The 14992-nt window shown below is 71.2% G+C and carries 11 protein-coding genes; 4 read left to right on the top strand and 7 right to left on the bottom strand.

Annotated features, from left to right (window positions below; genetic code table 11):
• Positions 1–40: 40 nt before the first annotated feature.
• Together AB0B35_RS37670 and AB0B35_RS37665 are read right to left on the bottom strand one after the other, a co-directional pair.
• Positions 41–2587: a penicillin acylase family protein gene (locus AB0B35_RS37670; protein ID WP_361055361.1), complete on the bottom strand. Its 2547-nt coding sequence runs from the start codon at positions 2585–2587 to the stop codon at positions 41–43.
• 63 nt (positions 2588–2650) lie between these two features.
• The gene (locus tag AB0B35_RS37665) at positions 2651–5770 is read right to left on the bottom strand and encodes a VWD domain-containing protein (RefSeq protein WP_361055358.1); all 3120 of its coding nucleotides are present in this window, start codon (positions 5768–5770) and stop codon (positions 2651–2653) included.
• 124 nt (positions 5771–5894) lie between these two features.
• Here AB0B35_RS37665 and AB0B35_RS37660 point away from each other — a divergent pair, with 124 nt between their 5' ends.
• The gene (locus tag AB0B35_RS37660) at positions 5895–6338 is read left to right on the top strand and encodes a holin (RefSeq protein ID WP_361055355.1); all 444 of its coding nucleotides are present in this window, start codon (positions 5895–5897) and stop codon (positions 6336–6338) included.
• 263 nt (positions 6339–6601) lie between these two features.
• On the opposite strand, the gene glnA is transcribed toward AB0B35_RS37660, so the two are convergent.
• Positions 6602–8035 (bottom strand): type I glutamate--ammonia ligase, encoded by a 1434-nt coding sequence (glnA, locus tag AB0B35_RS37655; RefSeq protein WP_360540691.1) that lies wholly within the window; start codon positions 8033–8035, stop codon positions 6602–6604.
• Between the two features lie 260 nt (positions 8036–8295).
• On the opposite strand from glnA, the gene AB0B35_RS37650 reads away from it, so the two are divergent.
• Positions 8296–8661, top strand: coding sequence for an RDD family protein (locus tag AB0B35_RS37650; protein WP_361055352.1), 366 nt, complete (start codon positions 8296–8298; stop codon positions 8659–8661).
• Between the two features lie 134 nt (positions 8662–8795).
• On the opposite strand, the gene AB0B35_RS37645 is transcribed toward AB0B35_RS37650, so the two are convergent.
• The 4 genes from AB0B35_RS37645 to lipA form a co-directional block, all read right to left on the bottom strand.
• Positions 8796–10283, bottom strand: a complete 1488-nt coding sequence (locus AB0B35_RS37645) for an MFS transporter (RefSeq protein ID WP_361055348.1) — start codon at positions 10281–10283, stop codon at positions 8796–8798.
• The gene (locus tag AB0B35_RS37640) at positions 10283–10864 is read right to left on the bottom strand and encodes a helix-turn-helix domain-containing protein (RefSeq protein ID WP_361055345.1); all 582 of its coding nucleotides are present in this window, start codon (positions 10862–10864) and stop codon (positions 10283–10285) included. Before AB0B35_RS37640 ends, AB0B35_RS37645 begins: the two co-directional genes overlap by 1 nt.
• Before the next feature lie 132 nt (positions 10865–10996).
• Positions 10997–11689: a DUF4191 domain-containing protein gene (locus AB0B35_RS37635; protein WP_361055342.1), complete on the bottom strand. Its 693-nt coding sequence runs from the start codon at positions 11687–11689 to the stop codon at positions 10997–10999.
• A 33-nt stretch (positions 11690–11722) separates the two neighbouring features.
• Positions 11723–12658 carry a lipoyl synthase gene (lipA, locus tag AB0B35_RS37630; protein ID WP_361055339.1) on the bottom strand — a complete coding sequence of 312 codons (936 nt, stop codon included), beginning with the start codon at positions 12656–12658 and terminating at the stop codon, positions 11723–11725.
• Positions 12659–12969: 311 nt separating this feature from the next.
• On the opposite strand from lipA, the gene aspS reads away from it, so the two are divergent.
• Both aspS and AB0B35_RS37620 read left to right on the top strand, forming a co-directional pair.
• The gene (gene aspS, locus AB0B35_RS37625; protein WP_360540679.1) at positions 12970–14247 is read left to right on the top strand and encodes an aspartate--tRNA(Asn) ligase; all 1278 of its coding nucleotides are present in this window, start codon (positions 12970–12972) and stop codon (positions 14245–14247) included.
• 140 nt (positions 14248–14387) lie between these two features.
• Entirely contained in the window at positions 14388–14984 is a 597-nt protein-coding gene (locus AB0B35_RS37620; RefSeq protein ID WP_361055336.1) for a LemA family protein, read from the top strand.
• Positions 14985–14992: the final 8 nt, after the last annotated feature.

The raw sequence follows: 14992 nt of genomic DNA, 5'->3' as shown, positions 1-14992 counted from the left end.
CGCACAGGTGCCAGGCAACTCCGATGATCGAGGGCCCGCTCTACGGCTTGAGGATCTGTGTGTTCGCCGATTCCTTCTCGATGGTCGCCTTCGCGAAGCGGAACGGCAGGGTCTGGCCCGTACGCCACAGTTCGAACTGGTCGGCGTAGTTGTCGTGGAAGGCGTGACCCGAGTTGCCGGTCAGCTGGATCCAGCGGGAGTCGTCCAGGTCGGCCATGTTCACGATCATGCGCATGGACGGCACCGCGTCGACCTCGTAGCCCTGCCCGGCGCTCCAGCCCGTGGCGTTGACGATCGCGTCGCCGCCGGAGACGCCGACGGTGTCCCGGTTGAACAGCCACTCGATCGGCCCGATGCCGGACTCGCCGAACGTCGCGTGGGTCGGGGTGAGGGTGTGCATGTCGCCCCAGCGCCACTGCTTCGGGTCCTCGCCCTGCGCCTCGGACAGCTCCTTCACCGCCGCCGACATGGCCTGGGCCAGCATGTCGTCCCGCTTCTCGACCGCGGGCGTGCCCTTGCTGTCCCACCACTTGTCGTCGGGCTTGCTCAGCAGCCCGCGGACCACCTCGAACCAGCGGTCCCCGCCGTCGGCCGCGTAGTCCTCACCCAGCTCGTCGAAGGTCAGGCCGAGCAGGTTCTTCCAGACGGCGTTGTAGTACGCGGCCGCGGCCGAGTCCTCGCCCTGCTGGAAGTCCCAGTCGACGAGCAGCGCGTCGGCGTTCTTCTCCACCTGCGACGGGGCCTGCCGGGGCGCCTTCTGCAGCGCCGGGATCAGCGTCGGGGCGAAGCCGTTGCGGTTGTCGAACTGCTGCTTCCGCACGTCGTCCAGCGTGATCTTCCCGCCGGCCGCGCCGAGCATGTCGTAGATGCGCTGGCTGCGGTAGCCGTAGCTCCAGTCGTCGGTCAGGTGCTGCTGGTACTGGTCGCCGATGACGGCCTGGTTGGCGGTGACGACGTAGCCGCGCTCGGGGTTGAGCACGTTCGGCAGTTCGTTGAACGGGATGAAGCCGGTCCAGTCGTACGCCGGGTCCCAGCCGGGCGCGAACCACTTGCCGTCGCCCTTGCCGCGCACCGGGATACGGCCCGGCGACTGGTAGCCGATGTTGCCCTCGACGTCGGCGTAGACGATGTTCTGCGCGGGCACCTCGAACAGCGCGGCCGCGGCCCGGAACTCGTCCCAGTCGCCCGCCTTGTTGATGGCGAACACGGCGTCGCCGGTGCGTCCGGGATCGAGCGCGGTCCAGCGCATCGCGACCGCGTACTGCCCGCCGAGCTTCTTCAAGCTCTCGCTGGCGTCCGACAGCAGCGGGCCGTGCTTGCTGGTGCGCACCGTGATGGTGACGTCGGCACCGCCCGCGACCTTGAGCACCTCCTGGCGCGTGGTCAGCGGCTCCCACGCGTCGCCGACCTTCACCTTGTCGCCCTCGACCTGCTCCAGGTACATGTCGATGACGTCGGGGTCGAGGTTGGTGAAGCCCCAGGCGATCTTCGCGTTGTGGCCGATGACCACGCCGGGCACACCGGAGAAGGTGAAGCCCGCGACCTCGGTGCCGCACTCGCAGTGCAGGCCCATCTGGTACCAGATGCCGGGCTGGCTCGGGCTCAGGTGCGGGTCGTTGGCCAGGATCGGCTTGCCGGTGGCGGTCAGCTTGCCGCTGATCACCCACGAGTTGGAGCCGATGCCGTCGCCGTCGGCGTTGCCCATCAGGCCCGGCAGCGCGGCCAGCCCGTCGGCCATGTCGTTGAGCCCGTCGGCGGCCAGGGCCGCCAGCGGCGTGGCCGGCGGGGTGGTCGGCGCGGCCGGGGCGGTCGCCTTGGCGTCGAACGCTCCGTTCGAGATCGCGCCGCCGGTGACGATCGGCAGGTTGCGGTCGATCGGGTACGCCGGGTAGAGCTGGTCCACCTGCTCCTTGCTCAGGCCCTCGGCGGCCAGCGCGGCGCGGCGGATCTCGGCCTCCATGTTGCCGCGCAGGTCCCAGGCCATCGCCTTGAGCCAGGCCAGGCTGTCGACCGGCGACCAGCGTTCGATGACGTAGTCGGAGTTCTGCAGGCCGAGGATGCCGTACTCCAGGCTCAGCGCGCCCGAGGCGGCGAACCCGTCACCTTCGACGTCGGTGTTGGCGGCCAGCCACGCGTTGACGCCTTCGGCGTACGCCTCCAGGCCCTTGCGGGACTCCGGCGTCAGCAGCGCCACCTCCTGCTCGGCGACCCGGCGCCAGCCCATGGTGCGCAGGTACTTGTCCGTCTCCAGCTGGGACTCGCCGAACAGCTCGGAGACCCGCCCGGCCGTCACGTGGCGGCGGAAGTCCATCTCCCAGAACCGGTCCTGGGCGTGCACGAAGCCCTGGGCGCGATACAGGTCGTCGCTGGTCTTCGCGTAGATCTGGGGGATGCCGTGCGCGTCGCGGCGCACGGTCACCGGCGCGGACAGCCCGGTCAGGGTCAGCTCACCGTCGAGGGTGGGCATGGCGCGGCGCACCGACCAGACGGTCAGCCCGGCGACGACGACGGCCAGCACCGTCACGACGCCCAGCAGCCAGAACGCGGTCTTGCGCAGGCGGCGGAGCCAAAGGCGTGGGGGATTCACGTTGGCGGAGTCTACGCACATGTTGTGACCCGCGTTACCACCAGGTAACACAGACTTTGCTGGTCAGGTGCGCAGTCTTAGCTGAGCCGTTCCGGTCGCCCGCTCGTTCGGGTCCAGGATCAGCTGATATGTCCCGGTCGCCGGCAGCTCGGTGCCCTCCTCCCGCAGCCCGCCCCTGCCGTTGATCACGCAGCCGGACTCCACCACGTCGCCGTCGGGGCCGCGCAGCTCCAGCCCGCCGCACTGGCTCGGCAGATCCGTGCTCGGCACCTCGATGAACACCCGCTGCCCGATCCGGCCGGTGAAGGTCAGCACGCTGACCGCGCCCGGCTGCGCGATGCGCGCGGTGACCGCGTCGCCGTCCACGGGCAGTTCGAGCCGCTGGTCCACGGCCAGGTTCACCTTCACCCTGGCCTCGCCGACGCTCTTGTCCCGCGGGTCCACCACCACCGTGTAGGAGCCGGCGGCCGGCAGGGTGAAGCCGTCGATGTAGCCGCTGCCGTTGATGACGCAGCCGCTGGTCAGCTGCTTGCCGTCCGGGCCGAGCAGGTCCAGGCCACCGCACTGGCCCGGCAGGTTGGTGGCCGGCACGTCCACGAACACCTTCTGCCCGGCCGCCGCGCTGAAGGTGAACCGGGCCACCGTGCCGGGCTTGTCCAGGCGAGCGGTCAGCTCGGGGCCGTCCGGGGTGATCGCCTCCTGCTGGTCCTCGACAGTCAGCAGGCGCAGCCGCGCCTCGCCGGTGTCGTCGCCGCGAGGGTCGACCGCGATGCTGTACGTGCCCGTCTCCGGCAGCACCGTGCCGTCGATGTACCCCGCCCCGTTGATGACGCAGCCCGACGCCACCTGGCGGCCGTCCGGACCGAGCAGGTCCAGGCCGCCGCACTGGTTCGGCAGCGTCGTCGCGGGCACGTCGAGGAAGACCTTCTGCCCCTTCGTGCCCGGGAACTCGATCTTCGCGACCGCGCCCGGGGCGTCCACGCGCACCGTCCAGGTCTGCCCGCCCAGGTCCGCGCCCCCGGCGAAGACCTGGCCCGCCTTGGCGGCGACCGCGAAGTCGGGCTGCCCGGTCAGCGCCACGTCCAGCACGCAGCCGGCCAGCACGGCCGGGTCGGAGACGCCCAGCTCGCGGCAGATCGCCTCGGCCGAGGCCCGGTTCGGCAGCTCGGCCGTGGCCGCGTCCTGCTCCGGGAAGGCACGGTCGGTGTAGCTGTCGGTGGTCTTCCCCTCCGGGTAGGTGAACAGGGACGACGCGGCGTCGATGCGCCAGCTGTCGGCGTACGCGGGATAGAGCGCGGCGAAGCTCGGCCGCGTTCCCAGCGGTGTGCCGCCGCGCGGGCGTACGTCGTCGTCGGACTTGCCGTTGAAGTCGCCGAGCAGACCCTCCAGCCGACCTGCGTACGCCTGCGCGGGCTCGATCGAGAGCGCCAGGCCCCAGATGCCGATCGGCTCGATCACCAGGCGGGAGCCGTCCTTCCAGCGCAGCTCGACGTCGCCGCCCTCGTTCGTGCGCAGCTCGCCGCCGCCGGTGAGCTGCCGCGGGGCGGTCAGCTCCGCCGGAGCCGGGCCGGTCGGCACGCCCGCCACCAGCAACTCGACGCCGGCCGTGGTCATCCGGGCCTCGACCCGGTCGCCGTCGACCTTCGCGGCGACCGCCGAGTTCACCGCGACCATGCGCGAACCGGGCACCGGCTCCTGGCGGACCTGGATCTCGTACGCCCCGGCGGTGTCGCGCGCCGCGACGAATTCTCCCGCGGCCTGGAAGTCGTAGCGCAGCCCGTCGATCGTACGCAGGTGCGGGTCACCGGTGCTGTGCCCGCAGCCCGCGCCGGTGCAGGCCGGGGGCGGCGGGGGAGCGGTGCAGTCCCCGCTCGGCAGTGCGCGGTCGCCGTAGTGGCTGCGCGCCGGGCGGCCCAGCGCCTCCCGCAACCGGTTCTGCGCCCGGGTGGCCATCACCTCGGTGGCCGGGATGCCGCTGCCCGCGCAGTCCTCCCGGCTGTACGTGCCCTGATTGTGCTGCCAGCCGTGGTGGAACTCGTGGTAGATCGAGTCGCACGGGTCGGCGTTGCCGCCGCTGCCGAAGTAGGCGTGCCGGTCCTCGGGGTCCCAGAAGACCAGGATGTTGTTCCGGTCCAGCGCGCCCTCGTGGGTGTCGCCGGGCTGGGCCCGGATGATGCTGACGGTCACGCCGGGCGCCTCCAGCGCGGGCAGGATGCCCGCCGGGTCACCGCCGGGCGCGTGCAGGATCGCGCTGCAGGCGGCCCAGGCGTCGGCCAGCTCCGGGTCGGTCACAATGATCTCCGCGTACGCCGGGCGGCCCGGCGCCGCCACCGCGCCGAGCGCCACCACCAGCGCCAGCACGACCGCTCCGCCGATCCCGGCCACCCCGCCGGAGCCGGACCGGCCGGAGTCCCCGTTCCCGCCGGCGGCTTCTTCGCCGGAGTCCGCGTTCCCGTGTTCGGCGCCGGAGCCTGTCCCGCTGCCCGTCGGGCCGTCCGGCCCGCCGTCGGCAGCGAGGCCGTCACCCGTGGCGGCGGCCTGGTGGCCGCGCCCACGCCGTTTCACGATGACCGCGGCGACCAGCACCAGCACCAGCCCGACCGCTCCGGCCAGGACCGCCCAGTGCCACCACGGGCGTCCGGCGTCCACGGCTTCGGCCGTGACACCCGCCCCCGCCAGCGGGGCGCAGGCGGCCGGGCCGCTCTCCGGCACGATCGGCACCGCGTACGTGAACTCCAGGCGCAGTGGCACACCCGGCTTCACCGGGTACAGCGAGCCGAACGCGCCCGCGCCGGCCGACCAGGTGACGATCTCGATCGCGTGTCCCGTGGGCCCGATCGGGATGGCGCGCAGCGGCACCTCCGTGCTCGCCCCAGGCTCCAGTGTGTGCAGGCGCTTGGCCAGCACCGTCGCCAGCGACTCCTCGAACGAGGTCTCCATCGGCAGCGGCGTGACGGCGACGCCGTCCTGCTCCAGCCGGGTCACCGCGAGCGTGCCGTACGTCGAGGTGACCACCTGGCAGGGGGCGTCACCCCGGTTGGCCAGCACCAGCACCGTCGCGAGTGGATCGTCGCCGCGTACGGTCACCGCGAGGTCGCCTGCCGCGCGGGCGGGCGTGGCGGGCAGGAGTGCACAGAGGAACGCGGCGGCGGTGAGCAGCGCGCGGCGGAGGGGGTGCGCCATGCGGCACACCATATGGCCTGCGGCCCTCGTGGTCGGTCGGGAAGCGGATAGGTGACACGGGTGCATGCGATCTAAGCTCGTGAGCGCCTTTCGGGCATGCCCCCTCATCCCCAGGAGAACTCCGATGTACCTGCTGAACAAGCAGTTCTGGATCGCCAGCGCCGAGCGTGCCATCAAGACCTTCGTGCAGGCCCTGATCGCCGCGTTCGGCGTCGGCCAGGTCAGCGGCGTGGTGGGCGTGGACGTCGCCGCGATCGACTGGCGCGGCGCGCTGTCGCTGGCGTTCAGCGCCGCGCTGCTGTCGGTGCTGATGTCGGTCGGTTCCGGACCGATCGGCGCGGCCAACAGCCCGAGCCTGCTCACCGCCGCCCCGGCCGCTGCCGCCACCGCCATCGTCGCGGCGGCGGCCGCCAGCCCGGTGCTCGCCCCGGCCGTCGCCGCCGCCACCGCTGCCACCGAGCCCGCGCCGGCTGCCGCCCCCGCTGCTGCCCCCGCTTCCGTACCGGCAGAAGCCGCTCCCGCCGCTGCTCCGGCCGCCGCTGCTCCGGCACCGGCGACCGCTGCCTGACCGCCCGTCCACCGCGGTCCGACCGTCCGCGCGGACCGGGTGTCGGCGGCGAAGATCGCTGTTTCCGGTCAAGATCTGTGGTCTGACCACACGTTCTGACCCGAAACGGCGATCTTCCCCGGCATCGGAGCCGGGACGGCGATCCGGCCCCGCCATCGGGCCAGGACACGGAAAAGGCCCCGCCGAACGGCGGGGCCTTTTCCGTGCCACTGAGCAAATCAGCAGTCACTGAGCTTCTGCTTCGACTGCTATCCGCTTCGCTCCTAGCAGTCGAAGTACATCTGGAACTCGTGCGGGGTCGGACGCAGGCGGACCGGGTCGATCTCGTTGGACCGCTTGTAGTCGATCCAGGTGTCGATCAGGTCGCTGGTGAAGACGCCACCGGCCTGCAGGTAGTCGTTGTCCTTCTCCAGCGCCGAGAGCACGTCGGAGAGGGAGCCCGGCACCTGGGTGACGTTGGCGACCTCCTCCGGCGGCAGGTCGTAGAGGTCCTTGTCGATCGGAGCCGGGGGCTCGATCTTGTTGCGGATGCCGTCGAGACCGGCCATCAGCATCGCCGAGAACGCCAGGTACGGGTTCGACGACGGGTCCGGGCAGCGGAACTCGATGCGCTTGGCCTTCGCGTTCGTGCCGGTGACCGGGATGCGGGTGCAGGCGGAGCGGTTGCGCTGCGAGTACACCAGGTTGACCGGCGCCTCGAAGCCGGGCACCAGGCGCCGGTACGAGTTGACCGACGGGTTGGTGAAGGCCAGCAGCGACGGCGCGTGGCTCAGCAGACCGCCGATGTACCAGCGGGCCGTGTCCGACAGGCCGGCGTAGCCGGTCTCGTCGTAGAACAACGGCTCGCCGCCCAGCCAGAGGCTCTGGTGGGTGTGCATGCCCGAGCCGTTGTCACCGAACAGCGGCTTCGGCATGAAGGTCGCGGTCTTGCCGGCCTGCCAGGCGGTGTTCTTGATGACGTACTTGAACAGCTGCATCTGGTCGCCGGAGGCCAGCAGCGTCGAGAACTTGTAGTTGATCTCGGCCTGGCCGGCGGTGCCCACCTCGTGGTGGCCGCGCTCGACGGTGTAGCCGAGGTCCACCAGGTTCGTCACCATGGTGTCGCGCAGGTCGGCGTAGTGGTCGGTCGGCGCGACCGGGAAGTAGCCGCCCTTGTAGCCCGGCTTGTAACCACGGTTGGCGCTGCCGTCGGCGTTGGTCGCCGCGCCGGTGTTCCACGCGCCCTCGATCGAGTCGATGTGGTAGAACGCCTGGTTGGCCTGGGTCGAGTAGCGGATCGAGTCGAAGATGTAGAACTCCGCCTCGGCGCCGAAGTACGCCGTGTCCGCGATGCCGCTGGCCGCCAGGTAGGCCTCGGCCTTCTTGGCCACGTTCCGCGGGTCACGGGAGTAGGCCTCGCGCGTGAACGGGTCGTGGATGAAGAAGTTCAGCGCCAGGGTCTTCTGGATGCGGAACGGGTCGATGAACGCGGTGGTCACGTCCGGCAGCAGCAGCATGTCCGACTCGTGGATCTGCTGGAAGCCGCGGATGGACGAGCCGTCGAAGGCGAGACCGTCGGTGAAGACGCTCGCGTCGAACGACTGGACCGGCACGGTGAAGAACTGCATCACGCCGGGCAGGTCACAGAAGCGGACGTCGACGAACTTGACGTCTTCGTCCTTGAGGTACCGAAGCAGTTCCTCGGAATTGGCGAACAACACGTCCTCCTGGCACGGATGGTCTGCGGGAGCCTCCCGGCCCCCACTTCAGCACATCTCCTGGGCTGACCTCGGGAGACGCGGCCGACGGCGCGGCGTTGCGTCGGGTGGCCATTGGCTGGTGGCGACGCTAGAACCGCGGCGTTGCCCGGCCGTGTCAGCTTTGTTTCCGCCGTGTTACGTCACGGGTAAACCAGCCCTATGGGCTGCCCGGACAGCTCACTCGGCCGGTGCGGCGGCCCGGACGGTACGCTCGGCGGGTGACCGACGCATCCCTGCCTGCCGTACCCTCCCTGGCCCGACGGTTCGGGGCGCTGCTGCTCGACTGGATGCTGTGCGTCCTGGCCGCCGGCCTCTTCGCCGACCCGATGCGGGACGGCTGGGCGGCGCCGGTGGTGCTGATCGCCGTTTACGCGTTCTTCGTCGGGTTCTTCGGGCAGACGCCGGGCATGCGCGTGACGAAGATTACCTGCCTCGGCGTCGACTCGGGTCAGCCGGTCGGCCCCCTCAAGGGAGCCCTGCGGGGCACCCTGCTCGCGCTGGTCATCCCCGCCCTCATCATGGACGGCGAACGCCGCGGCCTGCACGACCGCGCCGCCGGCACCCTGATCCGCCCCGCCGCCTGACCCCCGACCCGCCCCGGCCCGCCCCGCGGCCCGAGGTTGATCGTCAGACTTGCCTGGCACCTGGGCGAACGCGGTCTCAAGATTCGCGCAACTGCCCGGCAAGTCGGACGATCATGAGGGTGGGCGGGGTTACCTCACCTCCGAGAGGTCAGGGATGAGGGCGTGGCGAGGCGTGCCTGGCGGAGGGCGGGAATCGCCACGCACATCGCGGCGGCGACGAGGATCAGCGCGGCGCTCGCGGCGAACGCGGCGACCGTGCCCAGCAGGGCGGCCGCCAAGCCCATGACGGCCATCGCCGGAGGCACGATGCCCAGGCTCGCCAGGTTGTTGATCGAGGCGACCCGGCCGCGGTGCGAGTCGGCGGTGTGCGTGTGCGTCAGGCCGTTCAGCAGCACCGCCTGCGGGCCGCCCGCCAGGCCGCCGACCGCGGTCGCGACGAACGCCCAGGCCGGCGTTGGGGCGACGGCGATCGCGAACAGCGCACCGCACTGCACCACCGCGCAGCACGCCACGATCACGCCGAGCGGTCCCGCGGGCCGCCACCGCATCATCAGCAGGTTGCCGCCGACAGAGCCGACGCCGAAGCCCGCCAGCATCACGCCGATCCCGCCCGCGCCCCAGCCGCGCTGGTCCGCCACGAGCGCCAGGCCCACGTTCAGCGGCCCGACCGCGCCCAGGTTGACCAGCAGGCCCACCAGCGTCACCGCGCGCAGCAGCCGGTGCCCGGCCAGGTAGCGCAGGCCCTCCCGCACCGCGGCACCGATGGGCGTACGGGCCGGTCCCGATCCACCGTTGGCGTCCGTACCGCCGGCGGCGACGGCTTTGCGGGCCGCGCTGTCCGGACCTAGCAGAGTGGTGGTCGCTCCAGCGACGACAACTCTGCTAGATCGGTGCGGGTCGGGGGTGCCGGGGCGGACGGACCAGAGGGCCAGGGCGGAGATGGCGAAGGTCGCGGCGTTCACGAGGCAGGCCAGGGGGAGGCCGCCGAGCGGCAGCAGCAGACCGCCCAGCGGTGCGCCGAGGGTGAGCGCGAGGCGTGCGGTCAGCCCGGACAGGGCGAGGCCGCCGGTGAGCTGGGTGGGGGACAGCAGCCGGGGCAGCATCGCCCCGGCCGCGGGTAGGAACAGCGCGTCGGCCAGCCCGAAGGCGAGGGCCACCACGACGAGCAGGGCGACGCTCGGCTGTGCCAGGGCCAGCGCCGCCGTGACGAGGGCGATCACGCCACGGGCGACGTCGCTGCCGATCATGAGTCGGCGGGGGCCGTACCGGTCCACGATCGCACCGCCGAACAACAGGAGCGCGAGCCGGGGCAGCGCGGAGACGGCCAAGACGGCCCCGGCCGCGCCGGGGGAGGCGAGCTGGACGGCGCTGAAGGACAGCGCGACGTACCAGACCTGGTCGCCGAGGATCGACACCGCCTGGCCGCCGAGGTAGCGCAGGTAGGCAGGTGACCGGTGAGCGGGCAGGTCCGTCGGGGGTGCGGTGTGCGCCGGGCTGCCGGCGATATCGCGCTGTCGAGGCGCGACGCCCGTGGCGGGCGGCGCGAGGTCGGCGTCGGGTGACCCGCTGTCGGTCGGAGTCGCGGGCAGACCGGAGGTCGGGGCGGGGGCGGTGGTGTTCATCAGGGGCGCTCCGGGAAGGCGTGGAAGAAGAGGAAGACGTGCTCGCGGGGCTCGGCGTCGGCGTCCGGCTGGGCGGCGCGCTCGGTGCTTCGCTGCTTCCAGCGCACGACCAGCTCGTGCAGCTCGCCGGTCAGCTCGGCGAGTTCGGCCGGGGTCAGCCGCAGGAAGGTGTCGCTGCTCATCGCGGCGGCCTGCCACTGCTCGGGCCAGGTGTCGCGGGACTGCTCGTAGCGGCGTACGCGCTCGAACTCGTCGATGACGGTCTGCGCCTTGACAGCCGAGGAGATGGCCTGGCCCTCGGGGGTGGGGAAGTCGAGGGAGGACCAGCCGTGCGGGCCGGGCACCGCGCGCCACCAGCGCTCGCGGCGGTCGCGGGCCAGCTCGGGGACGTCCTCGACGAAGCCGGCCTTGACCAGTTCGCGCAGGTGGTAGCTGGTCTGCCCGGGGTCGGTGCCCAGGCGCTTGGACAGGGTCGCGCCGGTGGCCGGCCCGGCCTGGACGAGCAGGCGGTAGAGCTTCTGCCGGATCGGCTGCGCCAGGCCCTTGAGGACCTGGGGATCGGTGATGCGCCTCATCTCCATACCCACCAACCTAGATCCAGTAAATCCCTACCGCAATATCCCTACTGGATCTTGCAAGCATCGATAGATGCGAGCGTTAAGAAGGGCACCTTCTGCAACGCATGGCGTTAAGAAGGTGCCCTTCCTTTGGGGTCAGCGCTGGCGGCCGCCGCCGCGGGGCATACGCGGCGGGCGGAACTCCTTGGGGAGCTGGCCGCGGGGCATCTGGGGGCGGGCGTTGAGGGCGGTCAGGGCCCGGTCGAGGGCATTGACCTCCTTGCCCGACAGGTTGCGGGGCAGGCGCATCAGGGTCATCCGCAGCTTGCGGATGGACAGCTGGCCCTCTTCGGTGCCGATGATGTAGTCGTACAGCGGGGCGTCGCCGATGACCTTGGTCAGGCGGCGCTTCTGCTCGCCCAGCAGCGGCTTGAGCCGCGCCGGGTTGCCCTCGGCGAGCAGGATGACGCCGGGCTTGCCGATCACCAGGTGCACCACGTCGAACTGGGTGGTCGCCGAGACGGCCTGCTTGACCCGCCAGTCACCGCGCATCTGCTCGACGAGCTGGCCGGCCGCGCCGGGCTGGCCCTCCATCATGTTCATCATCGCGGTGTTGGACCGCAGATTGAGCACGATGAGCACGGCCAGCAGCGTGGTCAGGATGCCCAGCGGGATCCAGATCCAGGCACCGGTGTACAGGAAGATCGCCACGGTGATCGCCAGCGGCAGCACGACGGCGGCCACCACCAGGGGCGTGAACCACTTGTCCTGCTTGGCGGTGAACTTGAACACCATGCCGATCTGCTTCAACCGCTGGAGGAAGCTGACCTTTTCTTCGGCCTTTGCCATAGACGGATCCTAGGTTTGGTGACGGCGGGAGGTTCAGGCGGCGGCGGTGCGCGCGTCGAGGGCTTGACGATACAAGCGACCGGCCCGGTACGACGAACGCACCAGCGGACCGCTCATCACGCCCGCGAAGCCGATCTCCTCGGCCTCCTCGCGCAGCTCGACGAACTCCTCGGGCTTCACCCAGCGCTCGACGGGGTGGTGGCGCGGGGTGGGACGCAGGTACTGCGTGATGGTGATCAGCTCGCAGCCGGCCTCGTGCAGGTCGCGCAGTGCCTGCGAGACCTCCGCGCGCTCCTCGCCCAGGCCCAGGATCAGGTTCGACTTGGTGACCAGGCCGGCCTTGCGGGCCTGGGTGATCACGTCGAGGGAGCGCTCGTAGCGGAACGCGGGCCGGATGCGCTTGAAGATGCGCGGCACCGTCTCGACGTTGTGGGCCAGCACCTCGGGCGCGGCCGAGAACACCTCGGCGAGCTGCTCCGGGACGGCGTTGAAGTCGGGGATGAGCAGCTCGACGCCGCAGCCCGGGACGAGGGCGTGGATCTGGCGGACGGTCTCGGCGTACAGCCAGGCGCCGCCGTCGGGCAGGTCGTCGCGGGCGACGCCGGTGACGGTGGCGTACTTCAGGCCCATGGTGGCGACGGACTCGCCGACCCGGCGGGGCTCGTCGGCGTCGAACTCGGCGGGCTTGCCGGTGTCGATCTGGCAGAAGTCGCAGCGGCGGGTGCACTGGTCGCCGCCGATGAGGAAGGTCGCCTCGCGGTCTTCCCAGCACTCGTAGATGTTCGGGCAGCCGGCCTCCTGGCACACCGTGTGCAGGCCTTCCCGCTTCACGAGTGAGCTGAGCTGGGTGAACTCCGGACCCATCTTCGCCTTGACCTTGATCCACTCAGGCTTACGCTCGATGGGGGTCTCGGCGTTGCGGGCCTCGACGCGCAGCAGGCGCCGGCCCTCGGGAGCGACGATGGTCATGCCCGCCAGCGTACGCGCCGAAACGGCCTTGATCTTCCGGTGGGTAACGGAGGTCTCAGCCCTGGCGCGACCGGAAAAACGGGCTGCGCGGTTCCCGATCATGGTCTACAGTCTCCGCTCAACAGCAAGTGGCGGGGCGAATCACCGGAGTGACGCCCGGGTCGGGTCGGCGTGCAGCCGCCCGTGTGGCTCCGCTCACCGGCTGGTAGAGGCCCGGATCATCCGGGTGAAGGTGTGGTGGCACCGCGGGTTCCCAAACCGCCCACACCCCTTTGGGGATGGCGTTGCGAAGAACCCGGAGGTAACCCACCATGCAACGCATCCTTTCCGTCGAGCTGCCCCGCCATGTGGGCGCACGGATCACCATCGCCGGCTGGATCCATCGCCGCCGGCTGCTCAAATCGGTCTCCTTCCTCATCGTGCGCGACGCGTCCGGGCTCAGCCAGGTCGTGGTCACCGCACCGGAGCTGCGCGAATTCCTGGAGACGCTGCCGGAGGAGACCGTGGTCGCCGTGGCGGGCCTGGTCACCGCGAACCCGGCCGCGCCCGGCGGGGTGGAGCTGACAGAACCGGCGGTACGCCTGCTCGGCGAGCCCGCCCAGCCCACGCCGTTCGACCTGTACCGGCCGGTGCTGACGCCGACCCTGCCCACCCAGCTGGACCACGCCCCGCTGTCGCTGCGCCACCCGTCCCGGGCCCGCGCGCTGCGGATCAGCGCCGCGGCGACGGCCGGGTTCCGGGCGGGCCTCGACACGCTCGGCTTCACCGAGATCCACACGCCCAAGATCGTGGCGACGGCGACCGAGTCCGGGGCGAACGTGTTCGCGCTGGACTACTTCGGCCGCCCCGCCTACCTGGCCCAGTCGCCGCAGTTCTACAAGCAGCAGCTGGTCGGGGTGTTCGAGCGGGTGTACGAGGTGGGCCCGGTGTTCCGGGCCGAGCCCAGTGACACCACCCGGCACCTGGCCCAGTACACCTCGCTCGACGCGGAGCTGGGCTTCATCGGCGACCACCGCGACGTGATGGCGGTGCTGCGCGAGACCGTGGCGGCCATGGTCGCCCGGGTCGGCGCGCTCGGCGCGGCCGTGGCGGGACTGGAGCTGCCCGAGGTGCCGACCGAGATCCCGGCCGTGCACTTCAGCGAGGCACTCAAGATCGCCGGTGCGCCGGCGGACGAGCCCGACCTCGCGCCCGCGCACGAGCGCGCGATCGGGGAGTGGGCCAAGCGCGAGCACGGCAGCGAGTTCGTCTTCGTCACCGGCTACCCGATGGCCAAGCGGCCCTTCTACACCCATCCGCAGCCCGGCGACGAGCGCTGGTCGAACAGCTTCGACCTGCTGTTCCGGGGCCTGGAGCTGGTCACCGGCGGGCAGCGGCTGCACCGGCACAGCGACTACCTCGCGGCGCTGGCCGCCCGCGAGGAGAGCGCCGAGCCGTACGAGCCCTACCTGCAGGCGTTCCGCCACGGCATGCCGCCGCACGGCGGGTTCGCGATCGGCCTGGAGCGTTTCGTCGCCCGCATCACCGGGGCGCAGAACATCCGCGAGGTCACCGCGTACCCCCGCGACCTGCACCGCGTCACCCCGTAACCCCCAGACCCGCCGCGCGGCCCACCACACCGGGTCGCGCGGCGCTCGATCCACCGTCTTGCCTGGCAATCGGGCGTACAGCGACCGCCCATAACCCCGATTGCCAGGCAAGACGGATGATCTGATGGCACGGTGAGGGCATGGATCTCCTGCTCGGAGCGCTCTGCCTGCTGCTGATCGTGGTCGCGATCGTGGTCTGGGTGGCGTCGCTCTACAACGGTCTGGTCCGTTCGCGCAACGGCTACCAGAACGCGTTCGCGCAGATCGACGTGCAGCTCACCCGCCGCCACGATCTGATCCCGAACCTGGTCGAGACGGCGAAGGGATACCTCAAGCACGAGCGCGAGACGCTGGAGGCGGTGACCGCCGCGCGGACCGCCGCGATGACCGCGCAGGCCAACGCGGCCCGCAACCCGGGCGATCCGACCGCGATGCAGGGGCTGGCCGGGGCCGAGAACGGCCTCACCCAGGCGCTGGGCCGGCTGTTCGCGGTGTCCGAGGCCTATCCGGACCTCAAGGCCAACCAGAACATGATGCAGCTGTCCGAGGAGCTGACCTCGACGGAGAACCGGGTCGCGTTCGCCCGGCAGGGCTACAACGACGCGGTGCTGTCGTACAACAACAAGCGTGAGACGTTCCCGGGCAGCCTGCTGGCCGGGCCGTTCGGCTTCCACCGGGCGGCGCTGCTGGAGATCGACGACCCGGGCAAGCGCGAGGCGCCGCGCGTGCAGTTCTGACCGCCGCG

The sequence above is a fragment of the Catellatospora sp. NPDC049133 genome (genome assembly GCF_040648455.1).
Lineage (GTDB): Bacteria > Actinomycetota > Actinomycetes > Mycobacteriales > Micromonosporaceae > Catellatospora > Catellatospora aurea.
This window is presented reverse-complemented; position numbering and strand designations above follow the sequence as displayed.

Excerpts from the sequence above, each read along its gene's own strand:
- AB0B35_RS37620 (WP_361055336.1), top strand. The coding sequence starts at position 14,388 with ATGGATCTCCTGCTCGGAGCGCTCTGCCTGCTGCTGATCGTGGTCGCG.
- AB0B35_RS37665 (WP_361055358.1), bottom strand. The coding sequence starts at position 5,770 with ATGGCGCACCCCCTCCGCCGCGCGCTGCTCACCGCCGCCGCGTTCCTC.
- AB0B35_RS37645 (WP_361055348.1), bottom strand. The coding sequence starts at position 10,283 with ATGAACACCACCGCCCCCGCCCCGACCTCCGGTCTGCCCGCGACTCCG.
- AB0B35_RS37640 (WP_361055345.1), bottom strand. The coding sequence starts at position 10,864 with ATGGAGATGAGGCGCATCACCGATCCCCAGGTCCTCAAGGGCCTGGCG.
- AB0B35_RS37635 (WP_361055342.1), bottom strand. The coding sequence starts at position 11,689 with ATGGCAAAGGCCGAAGAAAAGGTCAGCTTCCTCCAGCGGTTGAAGCAG.
- aspS (WP_360540679.1), top strand. The coding sequence starts at position 12,970 with ATGCAACGCATCCTTTCCGTCGAGCTGCCCCGCCATGTGGGCGCACGG.
- AB0B35_RS37660 (WP_361055355.1), top strand. The coding sequence starts at position 5,895 with ATGTACCTGCTGAACAAGCAGTTCTGGATCGCCAGCGCCGAGCGTGCC.
- lipA (WP_361055339.1), bottom strand. The coding sequence starts at position 12,658 with ATGACCATCGTCGCTCCCGAGGGCCGGCGCCTGCTGCGCGTCGAGGCC.